The sequence below is a fragment of the Streptomyces sp. AcH 505 genome (assembly GCF_000818175.1).
Lineage (GTDB): Bacteria > Actinomycetota > Actinomycetes > Streptomycetales > Streptomycetaceae > Streptomyces.
The window spans coordinates 1,254,071-1,272,580 of record NZ_JTIY01000002.1; the positions used below are offsets into that span (position 1 = coordinate 1,254,071).

An 18,510-nucleotide genomic window follows, 5' to 3' on the forward strand; every position below is an offset into this window, starting at 1 on the left:
GCCCACATACGCACCGCCGCGGCGTCGGCGGGAGTACCGGACCTGCTGTTGGCGAGGGTCGAGCAGATCTATACCCGCGCCGCGGGGGCCGGCCTCGGCGACCAGGACCTGACCGCGGTCCGCGCGGTCCTCAACGGGCAGGTGTCATGACGCGACAGAGCGTGCAACCGGCCGTCCTGGACAAGGTCCACCACCTGACGTTCCCGATGAGCGATACGGTCCAGAGCCTGGCTGGCCTGACTGAGCAGGAACAACTCGACCAACTCCGCCGCTGCCTCAGCGACGATGCGCTGCCCCCTGGAAGTCCGCTCATCGGCGCCTTCGTACGCCTGTACGGACAGCAGGTCAGCCGCGTCGTCGATTCACTACCGACCGCTACAGAACCCAGGACGGCCGCGCGTACTTCAGCTGTGCCCACCACCTCGACTTGCTTCCACCTATCCTGGCGGCCCTGCTGGAGCAGCAGATTCACGCGCCGCGGCTCAGCGGCATCCTGGCGCCGACGACTGCTCGCACGTACCTCTTCCCCGGTCGGCCTCCGAGCAGACCCCGCACCGCGGCATCGGTGCTGACCCTCATGCGTGCCAACGGGCTGCCCATCCTCAGCGCCCGCAACACAGCCATGATCGAGGCGGTCACGGAACCCCACCGGTATCGTGAGCGACCCGTTCGGCATCACCGCCTCCACCCGCCCATCGGTGGGGCCAACTGGCAAGTGGGAGCTGGCCGGCTACCTCGCCGCCCGCAGCGCCGGCGGCGAGGAGAGATGAGCTCGTGCGGGACTGAACCCACACGTCCGTCGGCCCGGAAGCTGGCTCTGCATCTCAGATCAGGCCTCTGATTCAAGCATGTGGTGCTCGGCGTTGCGGTTGTCACTGGAAGGACTGGCGCACCTGCTCTTGCAGGGTGGTCAGCCTGATGTCGGGGTACCGGCCGTTCTCCAGCGCGGTGAAAGTGGGGGTGGTGGCGACGACGAGTTGGTACCAGAGGCCGATCGCCGCTGTCGGGTCGTGTTCGTTGCTGATCGCTTCGCGCAGTTCGTCGAGGGTGCCGCGGCTCTTGACGGTGTAGGTGCGTCCGGTGGCGCGGCTGATCTCTTCGGCGATCTGCACAGGGGTGGCCTCGGTGGCGGCGAAGGTGCGCACGCCCGCGGGTGCGGTGTCGTCCAGGGCCAGGCGGGCGGTCAGTCGCGCGGTGTCCTCGACAGTGGTCATGTTCGAGGGTTCGCTGCCGGCGCCCCAGCAGGTGACGGTCTGATTGCCGTGGTCCACGATGCCGCCTGTGGGACTGACCATTTTGTCGAGGAAGCCGCCGGTCAGGACATGCAGCACCTCCAGGTCCAGGGTGTCAATGATCTCGTCGGCCCGGCGCCTCGCGGCGAACATGGGAGCACCCGGATCGGCCGCGAAGATGTCGATCGCGAAGTCTGAGGGGATGAACCGCCGCACCCTGCTGCGCTCGGCGGCCCTTGCCAGCCTCACCTGCCCGTCGGTGACGACGCTGTCGCCTCCCTGGACCGCGCTGACGACCACGTCCACACCGGAGGTGGCCTCCGCGAGGGCGCCGTCATCCTGGAGGTCTCCGGGAACCACGACGGCCCCTTGTGCCACCAGATCTTCGATCCCGGCCTTCTTGGCGGGGTCGTCGAGGGAACCGTCCCGCACCAGGAGACCCAGTTTTCCGCCCTGTGCGACGCCGGGTTCGTCAAGCAGATGATGGGCGATGCATGAGCCGAGCATTCCGGTCGCCCCGGCGACGAGAACGTTGACCATGAGTCCTCCTGTGAGGTGGGTTTACTCCGCAGGTGGGCGGGAGCGGGGGGCGAGACCCCATCAGGGGCCTTTGTGGGAACGCTTGCGTACGTTTCCCGGCGGTGCACGCTGAGCGTGCACCGCTCAGGGGGTACCGGCGCGGCGGGTGAACCGGACGACCGGGATGACCCGGTCGGTGACGGTGTCCGCGTACGTGCTGAAGGCGGGTGACTGCCGAGCGAAACGGGCGTAGGCCCTGTCGCGTTCAGTTCCGGTGAGTTCCTCGGCCGTGACCGGAACCGTGCGCACGCCGTCGGGAGCGGGCACCTCGATGTTGATGTCGGGGTGGGCGCGCAGATTGCGCACCCACGCCGGGTCCTTCTGAGCGCCTCGGGCGGCCGCGGCAACGAACCAGGCTTCCCCGTCGGACAGCGACAAGGCGGGCCTGACGCGTTCCTGGCCGGTCCTTGCTCCGATGGTGTGCATCAGAATCAGATTCGACCTGAATCCGGCGGAGCTCACGTGGCCGTTGCCGGCCCGGAACTCGGTAATGATGCTGTCGTTGAGATCGCGGTACTGGTCCACGAGAACCTCCTGGGGATGGTGATACCGGCCGTACCGGCAGCACGGCCCGCAGGTTGGTTCCCCTGTGCCGACCCGCATCCCTCATAACTGTACGCGAACGTACAGTATTCCCGCCCTTGCGGCGTCCGGCCGAGGCCGTGAATGTCATCCGAGGCGCTGTGAAGTGTGCCCTGAGCTGCCCCGGTCTTCCCCCTGCTGGTTCTCCAGCAGGGGCAGCAGGACGCGGTCCACCAGGCGCTCCTGTTCGTCGCGACCGGGTACCTGGCCGGTCAGGAGGGCGTCGAAGAGCAGCTGTCCCAGGGTGAGCTTGAGGCATGCGGGCACGTCGGCCCCCGGCCGCAGTTCTCCGCGCCGGGCGGCCTGCTCGGCGATCGCCGAGCCGATCTCGCGGCTCGTGTGCTCCATCTGGGCGCGGGCCGCATCACGCAGACCTTGGTGGTCGCGTACGGCTTCGACCAGGCTCACCAGCGAGACGCCGTTCTTGCCGCGCAGTGCGGCGGCCACCTCGCCCGTCGTGGCGAGCAGGTCCTGGCGCAGGCTGCCGGTGTCCGGGGCGAGCACGGTGCGCCCTTCCGACTGCCGGCGAAGTGCCTCGGCGACCATCTCGTCCTTGGTCTTCCACTTGCCGTAGATCGTCGCCTTCGACGCGCGGGCGCGGGCTGCCACGGCGTCGAACGTCAGCGCCTCGAAGCCCGCCTCGGCCACCAACTCCAGCGTGACCGCCAGGATCGCGTTCTCGCGGGCGCGGCCCCGCTTCGGCGAACCTGTGGGCGCGGAGCCCTCGGCGGGCGGTTTGGGGGAGGGGCTGGTGGGAGGCACGGGATCACCTTACGGCTGGTGGTGGACGGAGGGGCGGCGGCTCACGGGAATAGTGAACGGTGTCGTACAGTTCCACCGAGCGAGGTTCTGTACGTCAGCGTACAGAAATGGCCGCTGCTTCGTGTGGCGGCGCTCACCGATCTCACTTTTCTTGGAAGGCACCGCCATGACTACCGCTTTTGACCCGATCAAGGTCGGCCCCTACAAGCTGAAGAACCGCATCGCCATGGCTCCGATGACCCGCAGCCGCGCCTACGGCCCCGATCGCAGCCCCGCTCCGATGGCCGCCGAGTACTACGCCCAGCGCGCCACCGCCGGTCTGATCGTCACCGAGGGCACCCAGCCCAACGTCATCGGCCAGGGCTACCCCTTCACCCCCGGCCTGCACAACGACACCCAGATACAGGCATGGCGCCAGGTCACCGACGCCGTGCACGCCAAGGGCGGTGTGATCTTCGCCCAGCTCATGCACACCGGCCGCATCGGTCACCCCGCCAACTACGACACCCCTCTCACCCCTACCGGCCCCTCCGCCGTCCGGGCCGCCGGGCAGACCTTCACCCCCGAGGGCATGAAGGATTTCGTCGTACCCACCGAGATGACCGCCGACGACATCCGCCAGACCGTCGAAGACTTCGCCACCGCCGCGCGCAACGCGATCGCCGCTGGATTCGACGGCGTGGAGATCCACGGCGCGAACGGCTACCTGCTCCAGCAGTTCCTGTCCACCAACGCCAACACCCGTACCGACAAGTGGGGCGGCAGCCCCCGCAACCGGATCCGCTTCACCACCGAGGTCGTCGAGGCTGTCGCGGCTGCGATCGGAGCGCACCGGACCGGGCTGCGCATCTCCCCGGCGAACCCCTTCAACGACATCATCGAGGACGACTACACCGAGACCTACCCCCTGCTCCTCGAAGCCATCAACCCCCTGGGACTGGCCTACCTCCACGTCATGGAGACCGTGGCCCCCGACCTCACTCCCGTCCTGCGCGAGCAGTGGAACGGCGTCTTCATGCTTAACCCCGTCACCCTCGGCTCGCGCACCGGCGCCGAGCAGTTGCCCCTCATCCAGGATCGTGCGGCCGACATCCTCTCCTTCGGCCAGCTCTTCATGGCCAACCCCGACCTCCCGCGCCGCCTCGCCACCGGAGCACCCCTCAACGAAGCCGACATGAGCAAGGCATACGGCGGCGACGCCACCGGCTACACCGACTACCCCACCCTCGGGGGCGCCTGACCCCTGAACCCGGCCGCCTGAGCCTGAGCCGGAGCAAGTTGAGGGAGACGGAGAAGGGGGCCGGCCCACTGGGTCGGCCCCTTCCTGTTTCATCTGTCGGCTCAGGCTATGTGTCAGCCGATTTTGGACCAGTTGCAGGTTGTCGCTGTTGACGTGCAGTGCTCAAACCCGGGCAGGGTCGGTAAGAACCCATCAGCGTCCAGCATGCGCCACGACGGAGCGGGGAACGATGTGAACGCCCGCTGATCTTGCACACTTGAGATTGCCGCGCGTGCACACCGCTCCGTGCCGGTGGGCCCGTTTGCTGCCGTGCGGGTGTCTGCGAGGATCCCGAAGTTCGCGGATCCGTCGTCCAGCTTGTCGGTGAGCACCTGGGCGCACTTGCTGCCGGATGTCACCAGGTTCACGCTCTTCGGGTAGCCGCCGGTTTCGTGTGTCGAAGCCATCGTGAACTCGTCGCAGTCGACCGACCCCACCGACGCATCGGATTGGTGCACGCTCCAGGTGCTGTCGCACACGCGGGCACGGCTGCTGTCCGACAGCCGCGGCGCGGACAGCCGTGGAGCCTGCCGCTGGAGGACCGCGTACTGCTGGTCGCGGCGTACTGGCGCACGGACTTGACGCTGCGCCAGCTCACCCCGCTTTTTGGCGTCTCGAAGTCCGCCGCTGACCGGATCATCGACCATCTCGGCCCGAAGCTCGCACTCCGGCCGCGCCAGCGGTTCGCGAAGGACACCGTGCTGATCGTGGACGGCACCCTGGTGCCCACGCGCGACCACACGGTGGCCGAGCAGTCGAAGAACTACCGCTGTTCCACGAACCATCAGGTCGTCATCGATGCCGATACCCGCCTCACGTGGTCGTCGGCCAGCCGCTGCCCGGCAACCGCGACGACTGCAAGGCAGGGGAGGAATCCGGCGCGAAGGGCGCCGTCGGCAAGACGACGACCATCGCCGACGGCGGCTATCCGGGCACCGGCCTGGTGATGCCCATCGCCGCCGCAAGGGCGAAGAACTGACCGACTGCGTGCGACGCGCGAGCGGATCGTCACGGCCGCGGCCGACCTCATGTACCGCCGCGGCGTGGCGGGCACCAGCACCCCCGCTGTCCGCGATGCCGCCGGCGTCAGCTCGTCGCAGATCTATCACTACTTCGCCGACAAGGACGACCTCACCCGCGCGGTCATCGCATTCCAGTCCGAGGCGATCCTGTCCCACCAAGCACCGTTGCTGGCCAGGCTCGACAGCATCGAGGCGCTGCGGTCATGGCGCCAGGTGGTGGTGGTCGACGCCGCCCGCCGGCAGAACGGGGCCGGGGGCTGCCCGCTGGGCACCCTGTCCAGCGAGCTGTCCGACGACCATCCGGGGGCGCGCGACGCTCTGGCCGCCAGCTTCACCATGTGGTCCGAAGCGATCCGCGCCGGCCTGGCCGCCATGGTCGACAACGGCTCCCTGCGGCCGGAGACCGACGCGACCACGCTGTCCCTCGCCTTGTTGGCCGCAGTGCAGGGCGGGCTTGTCCTCGCGCAAGCACAGCACACCACCGAGGCCCTCGAAGCGGCCCTCGACGCCGTGATCACCCACATTCACGACCACGCCGTACCGCCGGCCTGAACGTGCAGTTCGGCTCTGCCCGATTCGCGCTCAAACGCCGCCCGCCGCACCCTGGGGCGTCTCGGGTCCGGTCGCCGGTCGACGTGCTGTTGATCCGAAAGAGTGTGGATTCTCGGTCCTTGGTGGTGTCAGCGCCGCCTGGTGGGGGACGCGTGGCATCTGGTGCCTTCAGGCCCGGAGGCTCTGGTTATGCCGTCAGCCGGGGAAGACGGTCGGTGCGCACCAGGTGCTCGTCGTGGAACCGCTCCGTCGCGGGGCACGGACGAAACGCGGACGAGCACCAGCTTCTCCCCGAACGCCCTCGGCGAGTCAGCGGCCAGGGCAGCCCGATGAACCGGGATCGCGGAGCGGTCCTCCCGAAGCCCTGGGTAAGGACCATTCCGCGACCACCAAAATGAGGAACGGCCCTGAAGCGGTGGCGTCGCGGGGTGTCGGTCACCGCTCGACCGCTTGGTTACGACACGGACGCGGCGTGCTTCGGGCGGCGGCCGGCCACGAGTACCGGGCCGCCTGGCGCCGTGGCAATCTGGCGCAGGTCCTGGAACCCCAGGTCGCTCAGCGCCTGTTTCATCCGGTGTGAGGTCGTCGCGCTGCCGCCGTTGCGCGCCGCAGTCCAGTCGGCGACGGCTGCGAGCAGCGGCTCGGGCGGTGCCGGGTTGGTGCCGGCCACCAGCCATCCTCCGTCCGTGAGGGCAGCCGTCACGTGAGGGAGGCAGGCGTTCAGCGCGTCGTCGGACAGGAAAGGTGCGGGCAGCCAGATCAGGTCGTAGAGATCCCGTTCGCGCAGATCGACAGCATCCTGATGCCGCACCTCGACTCGGTCGGCGGACTCCGGTCCAGCCTTGACCAATTCCTGGCCGGCCAGCCGGATCGCTCGCTCCAGGCTGTCGATCCCGGTCACATGGACGTGCGGCAGGTCCTGGGCCAGCGCGAGGGCGAGCGCGCCGGTCCCGGTGCCGATGTCCAGAATGCGGCTGCCCGTGGTGGCGAGTCGGTCGGCGAGTCCCGGCAGGGAGGGCACGAGACGCGTGGCGAGCGCGTGCCCGGTGCCCGCGGAGGCGCGTCCCTGATCGAGCAGTACGTTGTCGCTCTGCCCGTCCCACCCCGTGACGGCCTCGCCGGCGGCGGCGGCGACCGCCTGCCGCATCGAACTGAGCCGGGCGGACGCCATGTTGGAGGAGGCGGGACCGAGCTGCAACACGGGGGCGGCTGTCGCCTTCCCCCCGTCCCGTCGCACGACGCCGGCCGCTTCCAGCACTGCGGTACGCGCCGGGTCCGCCGCCAGAGCCTCCTCCAGTGAGCTCGTCCCGGTCTCCCGCAAGGTCGCGACCACCGCGGCCATCGCCCACACCTGACCTTCCAGTAGGGCCACCGGATCGCTCTGCTCGATGTTGTCGTTCATGACTCACTCCTTATTTGAAAGACCGCGTTGGCAGCCACGCGCCCTACCGTCAGAATAACTGACGAATAAGTCAATCAAGCTGACTACATCACGGTGGAGTCGAAGCTTGTCGGCGCCCACCGCCCCGGCGGCCCGGGGCGAACCGGGGGCCGGGGGGGTGGGACGGCTCGGTGCGGTCGGGAGCTACCGGGCGTAGGGGTCGGTGATTTCGCGGAGCTGGTCCAGGATCTGGTGCAGCAACGTGAAGTTGCGGGTGCCCAGGTAGGCCTTCCACTCCGAGAGGATTTCGTCGAGGGTCGCCGTGGCCACTTCGACTGCCCGCCGGCCGCGCTCCTCGATCACGATCAACCGGGCGCGCCCGTCCGTGGGGTCGGGGACCCGGCGGACGTAGCCGAGGCGTTCCAGTTGATCCACCAGTACGCCGGCGCTCTGTTTGCTCATTTGTGCCTGGTCGGCGAGGTCCGTGAGGCGCGAGCCGTCCGGGGCGACGCGTTGGAACACCCGGCACTGGGCGAGGGTCCAGTCGTCGAACCCGGCGTCCTGCAGGGCCCGGAACATCCGATCCTCGGTGTACCGGTACGGGATGAACAGCGACGTCCCCAGATTGACCCGCTGCTCGTCGTCCATAACCACTTTCGGCTCCGTCGCCCACCTGATCCCACGAGGTTCACACCCTACGACAACCGCCGCCGGGCCGGATCGCCCGCCGATCCTGGCCCCAGCCTCGGACTCGATGGCGCGCCCGACTGCGCGCTCGCCGCGTTCCGCACGTGCCCGCCCCCTCGGCCGCCGCACGCGGGTTGCGCTTGTCATGGTGCCGCCATATCATCAAGTAGTCAATATTACTGACTAAATTAGTTGTCACGCGATGGAGGAACGGGCAGTGCGGCCCACGGCCGAACAAGGCAGAGAGAACGCAGGTAGCGCGCTGACATCGACATCAAGCCTGGCGCGCAGCAGTTGCTGAACATCGCCGCGCAGGGCCTGGGCGAGCACTACTTCCGCGACAACGGCCGCCGCGCCCACGAGGCCCCCCGGGAACGTATTTCCAGGTGCCTGCTCCCGTTCGCCTGCATCCGCCACGGTCATGCACGTATCTCACGCCACACCGCCCGGCGACGCGGGGAACCCTGCACGGCAGGACCGTTGCCCGCTGTCAGCGTTTGATGCGGCTGCGGACAGCAAGGGCCGCGAGACCGAGGAGCACGGGCTCGGTAAGGCGGGACGCCATCTCGGTGTAGGTGCCGGTGGTCGTGAGGCCCTGGCCGGAGGAGCGGAAGACCACGGAGTTGACGACGACACGCAGACTTTTCTCGAACCGTCCACTGGTCAGTCGGCGATGAAGCGGGCCTGTGGGATTGGCCGGGTCGGCATTCGTGGTGGTGAGTACGACGTGTCGACCGGTGAGGTCGCCGGTGCTGCGCGTGGGGGTGTCGCCTTGGGGCAGGCCCCAGAGCATCATGAGAAGCACGGTCAGTGTCATGGCGGCCAGGAGCCAGCCCAGAGCGCGGGATGCGCGCAGGCCGTAGCCGGACAGGGCCCAGTAGAGGGTCAACAGCCTCCGTTCGCCGCGAGGAATGTCGTCGGCGTGACGGCGCATCTCCATCTCGCCGTAGTAGAAGTCGGCCGCACCGGGCTCGTGTTTGCCGTCTTCGAACGACTTGCGCAACTGCCGGTACACCGGGGCAAGGGCCGCCGGCGCCAGCACCTCTCGCCCCTGGGGAGCTGGCGCCCAGCCGTCTGCGCCCACCTGTCGTGAGGCCCGCCAGTGGTGTTCTTCTGCCAGTGTCCGCCGTGGTGTCCACCGCACCGGCCACACGCCGCGCCGTCGGAGGCCGGCGGGGGCGGTGGCCAGACGGTACTGCCCTTCCAACCGCACCTGGTCGAGATGAACCGTGCCCGAGAACAGACAACGGGACAGGTCCATGTCGGTGAGCACCAGGTGCGCGGCGTCCACGCCCTGCAGGGAGGTCACCTGGGCCTGCGGGTCGGCATCGGCGAACGCGCCAGCCCCTGTGGCGGGCGGCCGACGGCGGGCGGCGATCGTCAAGGGATGGTCGAAGACCGCGTCACTCAGGTCCACTTCGGCGTAGCGAACCCAGACCCTGGCGGTATCCAGCCAGTGAGTCCGACGGCATACGAGTGACTTCGCGTCGATCTCGACCGTGATCGGAGACCCGAAGGTGGCCTCCGACAAATCCACCCGGTCGCCACGCAGCGGTCCCAGGAACGCAGCTCTCTCGAAAGACGCCGAGCGGAACTCGGCCTCACCGGCGAAGGCAGCCCATTCGAACACGACGTTGCCGGTGAAGGTGGCGGACCCGAAGTGCGCGTCCTGGCTGAAGGCCGTAGTGAGGAACCAGGCGGCGCCGGTGAAGTTGGCAGAGCTGAAGTCGGCATTCGCCATGAAATTCCCGTGGGTGAACCAAGCCTTGCCGGTGAAGGTGACCGGGGTGAACCAGGCGTCACGAGCGAAGGTGGCAGAGTCGAATGAGGCGTCGTCGGAGAACGTGGCCGAGTTGAACACTGCATCGCCGTCGAAGGTGGCCGAGTCGAACGATGCCTCGCCGTTGAAGGTGGCCGAGTCGAAAAAGGCAGTACCCGTGAAAGTGGCCGAGGGGAACCGGGCGTCGCCTGTGAAGGTCGCCGAGTCGAAGAAAACGTCGCCGGTGAAAGTGGCCGAGTCGAACCGGGCGGCACCGATCCTCAAGTGGCCGGTACCGGGCTCGGTGAATTGTGCGAGTACGTCGTCCAGGAGGTTCGAGCTGATGGTGACGCCGCAAAGGTTCAACTCCCCGCCTGGCGCGAGGGATGCCAGATACGCGGTGCGTTCGGCCGGAGCGGCGTGTGCGAGACAGTTCGCCGATCCGGGGATGGTGATGCCACGGCACCCCACCGGATCCCCCGTGGACGAGTCATATCCGCAATGAGGCCAGCCGGGCGGTGAGGTTGTCGTCATGCACAGGTGTGTAGCTCTTCACGGATGAGTCGTGGGCACGGTCAGTCAACCTGTTACAACTCTGCGGCACGCTATCCGTTCAGGTAAGGCTCGGATAGCCCGTGTGCATTCGAGACTTCGGTTCCTGACCTGAGATGCGCCATCGTTGCACACTGGCTGCGCACGGCGCGGAGCTTCTCGAAGGGCGGCGCCATGGAACGTGATGCGGGGGAGTACACGCCGTGTTCTTCAACCCTGGTTCTCCCGCGGTGGTCTGCACGTAGAGTCGTTGGGAGCTGTGCTGACCGAGTTGTCCGATTCCATCACCCGGGGGAAATTACTTATGCGTACTATCGCTCGCTTGTCCGCTGGCCTGCTGGCTGCCGCCGCGCTCACGGTGGGCTTCATGCCCGGCGCCTCCGCCGCAGAGCCCACCGGCATCACCCAGTTCACCACCCTCTGCGTGGGCGGCTGCGTCCAGTAGGACGCTCCGCACCGGATAGTCACCTGCCGGAACTGAAAGGCCCGCCCGAAACTACTGGGCGGGCGCTCTGCTGTGCCCTGCAGCACCGCCCGAACTGGACGTTCCCGGCCGCCGCCTGCCGCTCTCGCCGTGCCGGGTCCGGGCTCCCGTCATAGCGTGGGGTGTCTCGGGCCCTGACGTGGAGGTCCCGTATGCCCCGCCACATCTGGTCCGGTGTGATCTCGTTCGGCTCGGTGACGATCGTGGTGAAGGTGGTCGCGGCCACCGAGAATCACAACATCAGCTTTCACCAAGTCCATCGGAACAGGGCAGACGATCCCCGCCGGAACCGGGATATCGCTGCGGTAAAAGAAAACGCGCTCTCGCCGGGCCTTTCCGCTACGACGGTGCGCGCAGTGCGTCGACCGGTTCCATGCGGGCCGCCCGCAGTGAGGGGTAGAGGCCTGCGAGCAGGCCGACGATGGCTCCGGCCAGAGGGGCGCCGAAGGCCAGGCTCAGGTCGAGCACAGGCGTCCACTGTTTGACGACGGCGACGCACACGACGACCGTGATGCCCAGCGCAGCGCCCACGATGCCACCGAGCAGACCGATGGTGGTCGACTCAAGCAGGAACTGGGCCGCCACCTGACGCCGTGAAGCACCGAGGGCGCGCCGCAGCCCTATCTCCCCGACGCGTTCCATGACGGTCACCAGGGTGACGTTGGCGATGCCGATGGCGCCCACCACCAGTGAGACCAGGCCGAGGACGAGGAAGAGGCCGTCGACGTCGTTCTGGACATCGTCGCGGGCCCTGGACAGGTCAGCTGGCGCCACAACGGTGAGCAGGTCCGGGTGGTTGGGCGCCAGGGCGATCGGTGTCTGGCGTGCCACCTGCCTAGCGGCGCCGAGTGCGGTGTTGACGAGTACGAGGTCGACGTCCCGGAGGCCGACTCGATCGGCCGCCGTGGTGGGCGGGAGGATGACCGCTGTGGACAGGCGCTGTTCGCGTGTGATGCCGCCGAGGATGCCGATGACCGTGTACGACTGGCCTTTGAAGAACACGGCGGGGGCGTCTTCGACATGGCGGATGCCGAGCAGCCGTGCGGCCTGGTCGCCGAGCACTGCCACCTGGTCGTGCCGGGCGATGTTGCCGCCGTCGTAGAAGCGTCCCGCTGTCATGGTGCCGCGGACGGCGGAGGGCAGACCTGCCGAGGCGGCGACGACGGCAAGGGTCTGGCCGGAGACGTCGCCCGGTGCGCTCACGTTGTTGGCGTGGACCTGAACGCTGCTGGTCGTCGTGGAATCGGCGAGGGCGGCGACGGAGAGCACCCCGGCGAGGCGCCCGACCGCCTCGGTCCCGGACCAGCTCACCAGCGGGTCCGACGTGTCGCCCGGTGCCCGGGGCGGTGCTTTCGCGGTCACGGACGTCGCGGTGAGCGCGTCGAAGCGGCCGACGATCTGGTTGCCCGCGGTGGAGGCCACCCCGATGGTGATGACGAGGGTGGTGATGCCCAGCACGGTGCCGAGCGTGGTCAGCGCGGACCGCACCGGCCGGGCGAGGACACCGGCGAGGGCCTCCGTCCATAGGTCCCGGGGGTGCATCCATGGGCGTTCGGGGCTCAGTTGGCGCCGGACGGTCCTCATCGGGTCTCCTGGGTGAGACAGCCGTCCGTGATGCGGACGCGCCGGCTCGCACGGCGGCTGACCGTCTCGTCGTGGGTGATCAAGACCAGGGTCACGCCCTGGGCACACAGGTCGTCGAAGAGTTCCAGTACGGAGTGTGTGTTCTCGCTGTCCAGGTTTCCGGTGGGCTCGTCGCAGAGCAGCAGTGCGGGATCGCTGATCAACGCGCGTGCGATGGCGACGCGTTGGCGTTCGCCGCCGGAGAGCCGGTCGGGCCGGAAGCCCGACCGGTGGGCGAGCCCCACCCTCTCCAGCGCCTGCCGGGCACGGGCGCGGCGGGTGGAACGTCCGTGGCCGGGCCGGGGTCTGCGGTACGCCTCGGCCAGCGTGACGTTCTCGTCGACCGTGCGGTAGGGCAGCAGGTGGAACGCCTGGAAGACGAAGCCGATCCGGCTGCCGCGCAGGGCGGTGCGTTCGAGGTCGCTGAGCCCGGTGGTCTCGATCCCGTCGAGTCGGTACGAACCGACGGTGGGCCGGTCGAGCAAGCCGAGGGTGTTGAGCAACGTGGACTTCCCGGACCCGGAGGGGCCGACGACGGACAGGTGCTCGCCGCGGCGTACGGTCAGGTCCACCTCGCGCAGGGCGCGTACGGGCGGTTCGGAGTCGAAGGTCCGCTCGACGCCGGCCATTTCGATGACCGCGTCCGCCTCGGTGCCGCCCCCGCCGACGGGGTTGGTGATCATAGTGGTGGTCACTCGCCCACCACCACTCTGTCGCCCTGTGCCAGCGTGCCTCCGGCCGGCTTCACCTCGACGAGCCCTCCCGCCGAGAGCCCCACCGTGACGTCTACATCGCTTACGCCGCCGGCGCGCTGGATCTGCACCCGGGCCTTCCCGTCCGCCGATGTCCGGACCGCGGCGAGCGGCACCGTCAGTACGTTCCCCTTCGATGCGCCGACCTTGATGGTCACCTTCACCGCGGCCTCGGACTGGCCGGTCAGCGGACCGGGATCGGGCAGGGATACCCGCAGTTGGACCGGTGCGGAGGGGTCGCTGCCTGTGGAGTCACTGCCAGTTGCGGCGCTCCCTGAAGTGCCCCGGCCGGAGCTGTTGGTCCCGCCGGGCCCGTCCGCCGTGCCCGCCTCGGCGCCCGCCGGGGCCGTGCCGTCCGACTCCGCGGCGCCCGGCGAGGAAAGGGGTGCGGCGTCCGCGCCGATCGCTTCCACCACGCCGGCCGCCGTCTTCCCGCCACCGGCCGCCGCAACCTCAACAGCCATGCCCTCATGGAGCAGTTGGGCGTCCGAGCTGGGTACGACCGCCTGCACGACCATGTCGGAGCTGGTCACGGTGCCGATCTGGCCGGTCGCCACCGCACCTGTCCTTACGGTCACCTTGTCGAGCCGTACGGGCAGCTTCGGAAAGACGATCACTTCGCCGGCCGGGAGCTTCGTCCCGTAGGACGACTGGAACGTGCTGAGGGCGGCGTTCGCCATGTCCAGCGCCTTCTGGGCGGACTTCAGCTGGATCTCCTGGATTTCCTTGTCGGTGCCGGTGCCGGTGCCGGTGCCGGTGCCGGCACCGTTACCGTTACCGCTCCCCGCGCCGGATCCGGCGTCGGTGTCGGTGTGGGTTCCGGGCTTCGGCTCGGCGCCGGGCTTCGCTTCAGGGGCGCCCGCTTCACCCTCCCCCGCGTCGTCTGTACCGCCCTTCACATCCGACTGCGTGATCGCCTTCGCACTCAGCAACGCCTGCTGGGCGGACGACACCTCCTGTTGCAACTGACCCAACTGCTGTTGCTCGTCCGCACCCGGCTGCTGCGCCTCGTACCCCTTGCTCGTATACCAGGCGGTGATCGCCGACGCCGTGCCCTGGCCGTACGTGCCGGTGCTGCCGCCGGGGTCGAACCCCAGCCGCCGCAGCGCCTTCTGGAGCTCCTTCACATCGTCGCCGGCGCTGCCGGGCCCCAGGGCCCGGTACATCGGTACGGAGCCGCTCAGTGCGAACACCGGACGGCCGTTGACCGTCATCAGCACGTCGCCCTCCTTGATCTTGGTGCCGGCTGCCGGTGCCTTGGTGACCCGCTGCTCCGCCCCCTTGTCCTCGGCGGACCCGGACGACTCCGTACCGACCGGACCCGCCAGGGAGAGCGGCTCGGGTGAGGCGAACTCGACGGACCCTGTCGCCACGACGGTCGCGGTGAGGGACTGACGCTGGACCGCCACGGTCACCGGCCCCGCCTCCGGAGCGGTGTGCGCCGCCGCCGCGTCGGCGGGGGAACGCACCTGCGTGCCGGCGAACCAGCCGCCGGCGCCGACCAGGACCACCGTGCCGATCAGCGCGCCCAACTGCTTCCGGCTGCTGAGGCGCTTCACGCTCCGTCACCCCAGTACGGGTGGGCCTTTTCCTTGGGAAAGTAAGCGGCCCGGAAGTCCTTGCCGCACTCCAGGTCCTTCAGAGCGGTGTCGATGTCCTTGGTGAGTAGTGGCAGCGCCTCTTCCCTGGAGAGGCTGTGCTTCTCCGGGAGCTCCTTGGTCAGGTCGAGCCGGACCATGGTGGCCATGCCGGTCGGCTGGGTCGTGGAGACCGGGATGCCCTGCGCCTTCAGGCAGGTGGCGTATTGCTGAGCCAGCTGCACCAGTTGGGCATCGCCGTTGAGCTCCAGTCCGTTCGAGCGGTTCGCGTCCTCCTTGGCCGCCCATGCCTTCTTCTCGGCATCAGCGCTCAGCGGCTTTCCGTACGCCGCGCCCATTCCCCTTGCCCTGCATCCGCCTGGTTTCTCCGCCGCGACCTTGTCCCCGGCCGCGCCCTTGGCCGGAGGGCCCTCCAGGGCCGTCTCGAACGCCGCCCGCTGAGCCGCGGTCAGCCCTGCCTCGTCGTCGCTGCCGTGGAAGACCTGTCTGGTCTGCCCGCCGGCGGACGGGGCCTCGGGGTCGTCGGGGTAGGCGGCGGCCGCGTACGTGCCGAATCCGTACTTCTGCCGCCACTTCTTGGACAGGGCGTAGTCCTCGCCGTCCATCGCCGAAGCCGCCTGATCGGACGCCGTCTCGGTGCCCGTGGCCGGACCGGTGCGCGGAGTGTAGGTGAAGCCCTGCTTCTTCATGCAGGCCGCGATCGAGTTCTCCATGATGTACGTCTTTTTCGTCGCGTCGTCCGCGCCTGCCGCGCCGTTCGTGGCCGCGTCGACGGTCGATGTCGCCTGGTCTGCGGTGTGGTTCGGTCCGGCCTCGTCGGCTGAACCGCCGCAGCTGGTCAGTACGGGCAGCATGACGAGCGCGAGGACCGCGAATGAGTTCCGGCAGGTGTTTCTTGGCATGGGCATGCCATGGCTCCGTTAAGGGTGGTGGACGGGCGGTGGTCAGGGGGTGATCGCCGGCTGTCGTGCGGTCTTCACTCCTCGGGCTGGGTACGACCCCCGCTCTTCGCGATGGCTTCGAGAAGCCGTGGGTCGGTGGCGATTCCCGCCAGCAACTGGCGGTTGGGCGTCCGGGCGCTCGGGTACCGGCCGCCTTCCTCGTAATGAGGACGCGCGAACACCTGCACCAGGCGTCCGTCCGGGGCGGCGTAGAGAAGGCCCATCGCGTACGGCTGAAGCTCGGCGTTCCGTGGGACGGACGGCGACTCCTCGTCCGCGTAGTACTGCAGCTGGGTGCCCTCGAAAGGCCCTGCAACAGGTGAGCAGTTGACCAGTGTTCCGCCCCACGGACTGGTGCGCGGGCGGCCGGAGACGTCCTGGTGACACAGCCCCCGGCCGAGCGAGGACGAGGCCGAGGGCGGGGGGAAGAACGACGCTGTGGGCAGCCCGTCAGAGGAGCGCGAGACCGAGACGTACAGGTCGCTCACGAGACCGTTCCGCTCGGTCAGCAGGAAGTACGGTTCGGGCCCCTTCGGATACGCCGGGCGCCGCGGCGCCGGGTCGACCGTGCCGGACGACGCCGGGACGATGGCGCGCAGCAGCGCCAGAGAGGGATACCCGGACGACGCTTCCGCCGACAGGACCTGGCGCCGGGAGTCCCGCGCCGGCGCGAACATCCCGTATCCGCCGACCGCGACGACCGCCGCCATGGCCGCGGTGCCCAGGGCGACGCGTACCCGGTATCTGCGACGGATCCGGGCACCTCGTGTGAGCGCGCCCGTCACCAGGTCCGGCATGGTCGGTTCCGGCCCGGTGTCCAAGTCGCCCAAGGCTTCCGCCAAGGCGTCGGTCAGGGCGACTTCGTGGCCGCCGCCGCTCTGTTCGCGCGCCATGCTCACCACTCCTCCTTCAGAGAACCAGTTCTGGAGTCCGTACCCGTACCGACCCCGCTCCCGACGGGCCCCGCCGGTGGGAGGTCCCCCAGGATGTGGCGTAGCGCGGCCAGTCCCCTGGATGTCTGGCTCTTCACCGTCCCGGCGCTGCACCCCAAAGCCGCCGCCGTCTCCTCCACGCTCTGGTCCTCCCAGAACCGCAGGACCAGCACCGCCCTGCTGCGCGCGGGGAGTTGCCGGAGGGCGTCCAGCAGCGTCAGCCGCAGATCAGGGTCCTTCGACGGGGCGGCCACGTCGTACCAGTCCGCACTCGGCCGCTCCCACCAGCGCCGGCGCCGGGTCTCGTCCACGAACGTCCGGTACAGCACCCTGCGGGCGTAGCCGTCGGGAGAGTCCATCCGGGCGCTGCGCCAGACCGCGTACAGCTTCGCCAGCGCCGTCTGCGTCAGATCCTCGGCCAAGTGCCAGTCACCGCAGAGCAGATACGCGGCACGACGCAGATGCGCCTGTCGGCTGCGCGCGAACTCCTCGAAACCGATGGAGTCGCCGCCGGCGCCGCCGCCGGCGGCAGCATCCTGCCGGCCCTTCGATCGACTCACAGGCATCCGCCGTCGGTCGTCACAACGTCCTGCGGTGACAATCGCTTCATGCCGTACTGACGTGCTGGACCGCACAGGAGGTTGTCACGCGGACCGAAGAAAACTCGGAACGGGAAAGATGGCTGCCGTGCCATGGAACTGGAGGACACTGCGAACGGCTGCTGACCGCGGCGGTGCGGGCTCCTTCGAGCGGGAACCTCCAGCCGTGGCATATGTACGAGGTGACCGGTGAACCCCTGGCCGAACTGAAAAACGGCGGGCTGTGGCCAGGGCGCGGGTGACCCCGGCGACGGTGGCTAGCATCCGCGCACCCGGCCTGACCCGACCACCTGGGCGCCGACAAGGCGCGCCACCCTAGGCCTGCCCGGCGAGGGGACGCCTTCGCGTCTCGGCGCGGGGGAACTCACGGTTTGTGGGTTACCCAGAGCAGTTCCGCCGGCCAGCGGTGTGCCCAGTCGGGCGGGTCGGTGTCGTTGTAGCCGTTGGGTGTTCCGAGTTCGGGCCGCGGCTCGATGAGGTCGTCGATGATGAGTCCCGCGCCGCGCAGAACCGTGACCCAGTCGCCGTAGGTGAGCTGATAGCTGGTCGCGCCGTCGTCTTCGGCGATGGTGTTCAGCCCGAAGTAGTCCTGCTGGAGCGTCGTGGTCACGCGGCTGGCGGCTTCGTCGTAGCAAGCTTCGAACCATGGGCTGGCGACGTTGAACACCAGGCGCCCGCCTCGGCCCAAGACGCGTGCGGCCTGCGGGACGGCCAGCTGCGGGGGCGCCCAGCTGAGTCCGCCGAAGTCGCAGAACACCAGGTCGAAGCTGTCGGCGGCGAAGGGGAGTTGTTCGGCGGCGCCCTGCACCAGCGCGTAGCGGTCCGCTCCCATCGCACGGGCCGCTGCGGCGAGTTGAGCTTCGGACAGGTCGAGCCCGACCACGGTGGCGCCCTCGGCGGCGAGCGCCCTGGACCACTGGCCGGCGCCGCAGCCGAGTTCGAGGACGCGCTTGCCGGTGACGTCGCCCAAGGCGTGCAGGTGTGCGTCGGGGACGGAGTACATGCCCCACAGTCGGGGTGTGGCGCCGATTCGCGGGTCGTGCTCGTGCTGGTAGGCGCTGCTGATCTGGTTCCAGAGCCGCCGGTTGGCGGGGATGCTGTCCACGTGCCGACTTCAGCAGTGCCTGCCGGGGCGGTCAACACGATTAGGCACTGGCCGGCCCTCGCCTCGGTCCATGATCCGCCGGAGCCCTA

The 18,510-nt window shown here is 68.9% G+C and carries 19 protein-coding genes and 2 pseudogenes; 6 read left to right on the plus strand and 15 right to left on the minus strand.

Annotated features, from left to right (window positions below; genetic code table 11):
- Positions 1-872: 872 nt before the first annotated feature.
- The 3 genes from HY68_RS35555 to HY68_RS35565 form a co-directional block, all read right to left on the minus strand.
- Entirely contained in the window at positions 873-1,772 is a 900-nt protein-coding gene (locus HY68_RS35555; RefSeq protein ID WP_041999864.1) for an NmrA family NAD(P)-binding protein, read from the minus strand.
- Positions 1,773-1,895: 123 nt separating this feature from the next.
- On the minus strand, positions 1,896-2,336 hold the full coding sequence (locus HY68_RS35560; RefSeq protein ID WP_041999867.1) for a nitroreductase/quinone reductase family protein: 441 nt from the start codon (positions 2,334-2,336) through the stop codon (positions 1,896-1,898).
- A gap of 144 nt (positions 2,337-2,480) precedes the next feature.
- A complete protein-coding gene (locus HY68_RS35565; RefSeq protein WP_052457486.1) occupies positions 2,481-3,155 on the minus strand; it encodes a TetR/AcrR family transcriptional regulator in 675 nt (224 codons plus the stop codon).
- A 166-nt stretch (positions 3,156-3,321) separates the two neighbouring features.
- Between HY68_RS35565 and HY68_RS35570 the strand changes: the two genes are divergently transcribed.
- Positions 3,322-4,395 (plus strand): alkene reductase, encoded by a 1,074-nt coding sequence (locus tag HY68_RS35570; RefSeq protein ID WP_041999870.1) that lies wholly within the window; start codon positions 3,322-3,324, stop codon positions 4,393-4,395.
- Positions 4,396-4,508: 113 nt separating this feature from the next.
- Here HY68_RS35570 and HY68_RS43075 read toward each other — a convergent pair whose 3' ends face one another.
- A complete protein-coding gene (locus tag HY68_RS43075; RefSeq protein WP_241778868.1) occupies positions 4,509-4,871 on the minus strand; it encodes a hypothetical protein in 363 nt (120 codons plus the stop codon).
- A gap of 12 nt (positions 4,872-4,883) precedes the next feature.
- Between HY68_RS43075 and HY68_RS35575 the strand changes: the two are divergent.
- Both HY68_RS35575 and HY68_RS35580 read left to right on the plus strand, forming a co-directional pair.
- Positions 4,884-5,386 (plus strand): annotated as a pseudogene (locus tag HY68_RS35575) (transposase family protein); the annotation flags it as partial.
- 52 nt (positions 5,387-5,438) lie between these two features.
- On the plus strand, positions 5,439-6,008 hold the full coding sequence (locus HY68_RS35580) for a TetR/AcrR family transcriptional regulator (RefSeq protein WP_347560684.1): 570 nt from the start codon (positions 5,439-5,441) through the stop codon (positions 6,006-6,008).
- Between the two features lie 454 nt (positions 6,009-6,462).
- Here the strand turns inward: HY68_RS35580 and HY68_RS35585 are convergent, their stop codons facing one another.
- From HY68_RS35585 to HY68_RS35595, 4 genes are all read right to left on the minus strand, one after another.
- Complete coding sequence (locus HY68_RS35585; protein WP_041999875.1) at positions 6,463-7,410, minus strand: class I SAM-dependent methyltransferase; 948 nt, start codon at positions 7,408-7,410, stop codon at positions 6,463-6,465.
- A gap of 183 nt (positions 7,411-7,593) precedes the next feature.
- Complete coding sequence (locus tag HY68_RS35590; RefSeq protein ID WP_041999878.1) at positions 7,594-8,037, minus strand: MarR family transcriptional regulator; 444 nt, start codon at positions 8,035-8,037, stop codon at positions 7,594-7,596.
- A 234-nt stretch (positions 8,038-8,271) separates the two neighbouring features.
- Positions 8,272-8,499, minus strand: coding sequence for a hypothetical protein (locus HY68_RS43080; RefSeq protein WP_157874506.1), 228 nt, complete (start codon positions 8,497-8,499; stop codon positions 8,272-8,274).
- 67 nt (positions 8,500-8,566) lie between these two features.
- Positions 8,567-10,369 carry a pentapeptide repeat-containing protein gene (locus HY68_RS35595; protein ID WP_063779743.1) on the minus strand — a complete coding sequence of 601 codons (1,803 nt, stop codon included), beginning with the start codon at positions 10,367-10,369 and terminating at the stop codon, positions 8,567-8,569.
- Between the two features lie 340 nt (positions 10,370-10,709).
- On the opposite strand from HY68_RS35595, the gene HY68_RS46125 reads away from it, so the two are divergent.
- Complete coding sequence (locus HY68_RS46125; RefSeq protein ID WP_277816785.1) at positions 10,710-10,832, plus strand: hypothetical protein; 123 nt, start codon at positions 10,710-10,712, stop codon at positions 10,830-10,832.
- A gap of 191 nt (positions 10,833-11,023) precedes the next feature.
- A pseudogene (locus HY68_RS45895) lies at positions 11,024-11,131 on the plus strand (Ku protein); the annotation flags it as partial.
- A 79-nt stretch (positions 11,132-11,210) separates the two neighbouring features.
- On the opposite strand, the gene HY68_RS35605 reads toward HY68_RS45895, so the two are convergent.
- The 6 genes from HY68_RS35605 to HY68_RS35630 form a co-directional block, all read right to left on the minus strand.
- Complete coding sequence (locus HY68_RS35605; protein ID WP_078864105.1) at positions 11,211-12,455, minus strand: ABC transporter permease; 1,245 nt, start codon at positions 12,453-12,455, stop codon at positions 11,211-11,213.
- Entirely contained in the window at positions 12,452-13,123 is a 672-nt protein-coding gene (locus HY68_RS35610; protein ID WP_241778906.1) for an ABC transporter ATP-binding protein, read from the minus strand. The genes HY68_RS35605 and HY68_RS35610 overlap by 4 nt, the downstream gene beginning before the upstream one ends.
- A gap of 62 nt (positions 13,124-13,185) precedes the next feature.
- Complete coding sequence (locus HY68_RS35615; protein WP_041999888.1) at positions 13,186-14,805, minus strand: peptidoglycan-binding protein; 1,620 nt, start codon at positions 14,803-14,805, stop codon at positions 13,186-13,188.
- Entirely contained in the window at positions 14,802-15,752 is a 951-nt protein-coding gene (locus HY68_RS35620; RefSeq protein ID WP_041999891.1) for a hypothetical protein, read from the minus strand. Before HY68_RS35620 ends, HY68_RS35615 begins: the two co-directional genes overlap by 4 nt.
- A gap of 68 nt (positions 15,753-15,820) precedes the next feature.
- On the minus strand, positions 15,821-16,678 hold the full coding sequence (locus HY68_RS39820; RefSeq protein WP_052457487.1) for a hypothetical protein: 858 nt from the start codon (positions 16,676-16,678) through the stop codon (positions 15,821-15,823).
- Positions 16,679-16,680: 2 nt separating this feature from the next.
- Positions 16,681-17,217: a SigE family RNA polymerase sigma factor gene (locus HY68_RS35630; protein WP_241778907.1), complete on the minus strand. Its 537-nt coding sequence runs from the start codon at positions 17,215-17,217 to the stop codon at positions 16,681-16,683.
- Between the two features lie 233 nt (positions 17,218-17,450).
- Between HY68_RS35630 and HY68_RS41295 the strand changes: the two genes are divergently transcribed.
- Entirely contained in the window at positions 17,451-17,558 is a 108-nt protein-coding gene (locus tag HY68_RS41295) for a hypothetical protein (protein ID WP_347560680.1), read from the plus strand.
- 122 nt (positions 17,559-17,680) lie between these two features.
- Here HY68_RS41295 and HY68_RS35635 read toward each other — a convergent pair whose 3' ends face one another.
- Complete coding sequence (locus tag HY68_RS35635; RefSeq protein WP_041999898.1) at positions 17,681-18,421, minus strand: methyltransferase domain-containing protein; 741 nt, start codon at positions 18,419-18,421, stop codon at positions 17,681-17,683.
- Between the last annotated feature and the right edge of the window lie 89 nt (positions 18,422-18,510).

Coding starts and splice junctions, on each gene's coding strand:
- HY68_RS35555 (WP_041999864.1), bottom strand. CDS start 1,772: ATGGTCAACGTTCTCGTCGCCGGGGCGACCGGAATGCTCGGCTCATGC.
- HY68_RS35570 (WP_041999870.1), top strand. CDS start 3,322: ATGACTACCGCTTTTGACCCGATCAAGGTCGGCCCCTACAAGCTGAAG.
- HY68_RS35585 (WP_041999875.1), bottom strand. CDS start 7,410: ATGAACGACAACATCGAGCAGAGCGATCCGGTGGCCCTACTGGAAGGT.
- HY68_RS35590 (WP_041999878.1), bottom strand. CDS start 8,037: ATGGACGACGAGCAGCGGGTCAATCTGGGGACGTCGCTGTTCATCCCG.
- HY68_RS43080 (WP_157874506.1), bottom strand. CDS start 8,499: ATGACCGTGGCGGATGCAGGCGAACGGGAGCAGGCACCTGGAAATACG.
- HY68_RS35595 (WP_063779743.1), bottom strand. CDS start 10,369: ATGACGACAACCTCACCGCCCGGCTGGCCTCATTGCGGATATGACTCG.
- HY68_RS35605 (WP_078864105.1), bottom strand. CDS start 12,455: ATGAGGACCGTCCGGCGCCAACTGAGCCCCGAACGCCCATGGATGCAC.
- HY68_RS35610 (WP_241778906.1), bottom strand. CDS start 13,123: ATGGCCGGCGTCGAGCGGACCTTCGACTCCGAACCGCCCGTACGCGCC.
- HY68_RS35620 (WP_041999891.1), bottom strand. CDS start 15,752: ATGCCCATGCCAAGAAACACCTGCCGGAACTCATTCGCGGTCCTCGCG.
- HY68_RS39820 (WP_052457487.1), bottom strand. CDS start 16,678: ATGGCGCGCGAACAGAGCGGCGGCGGCCACGAAGTCGCCCTGACCGAC.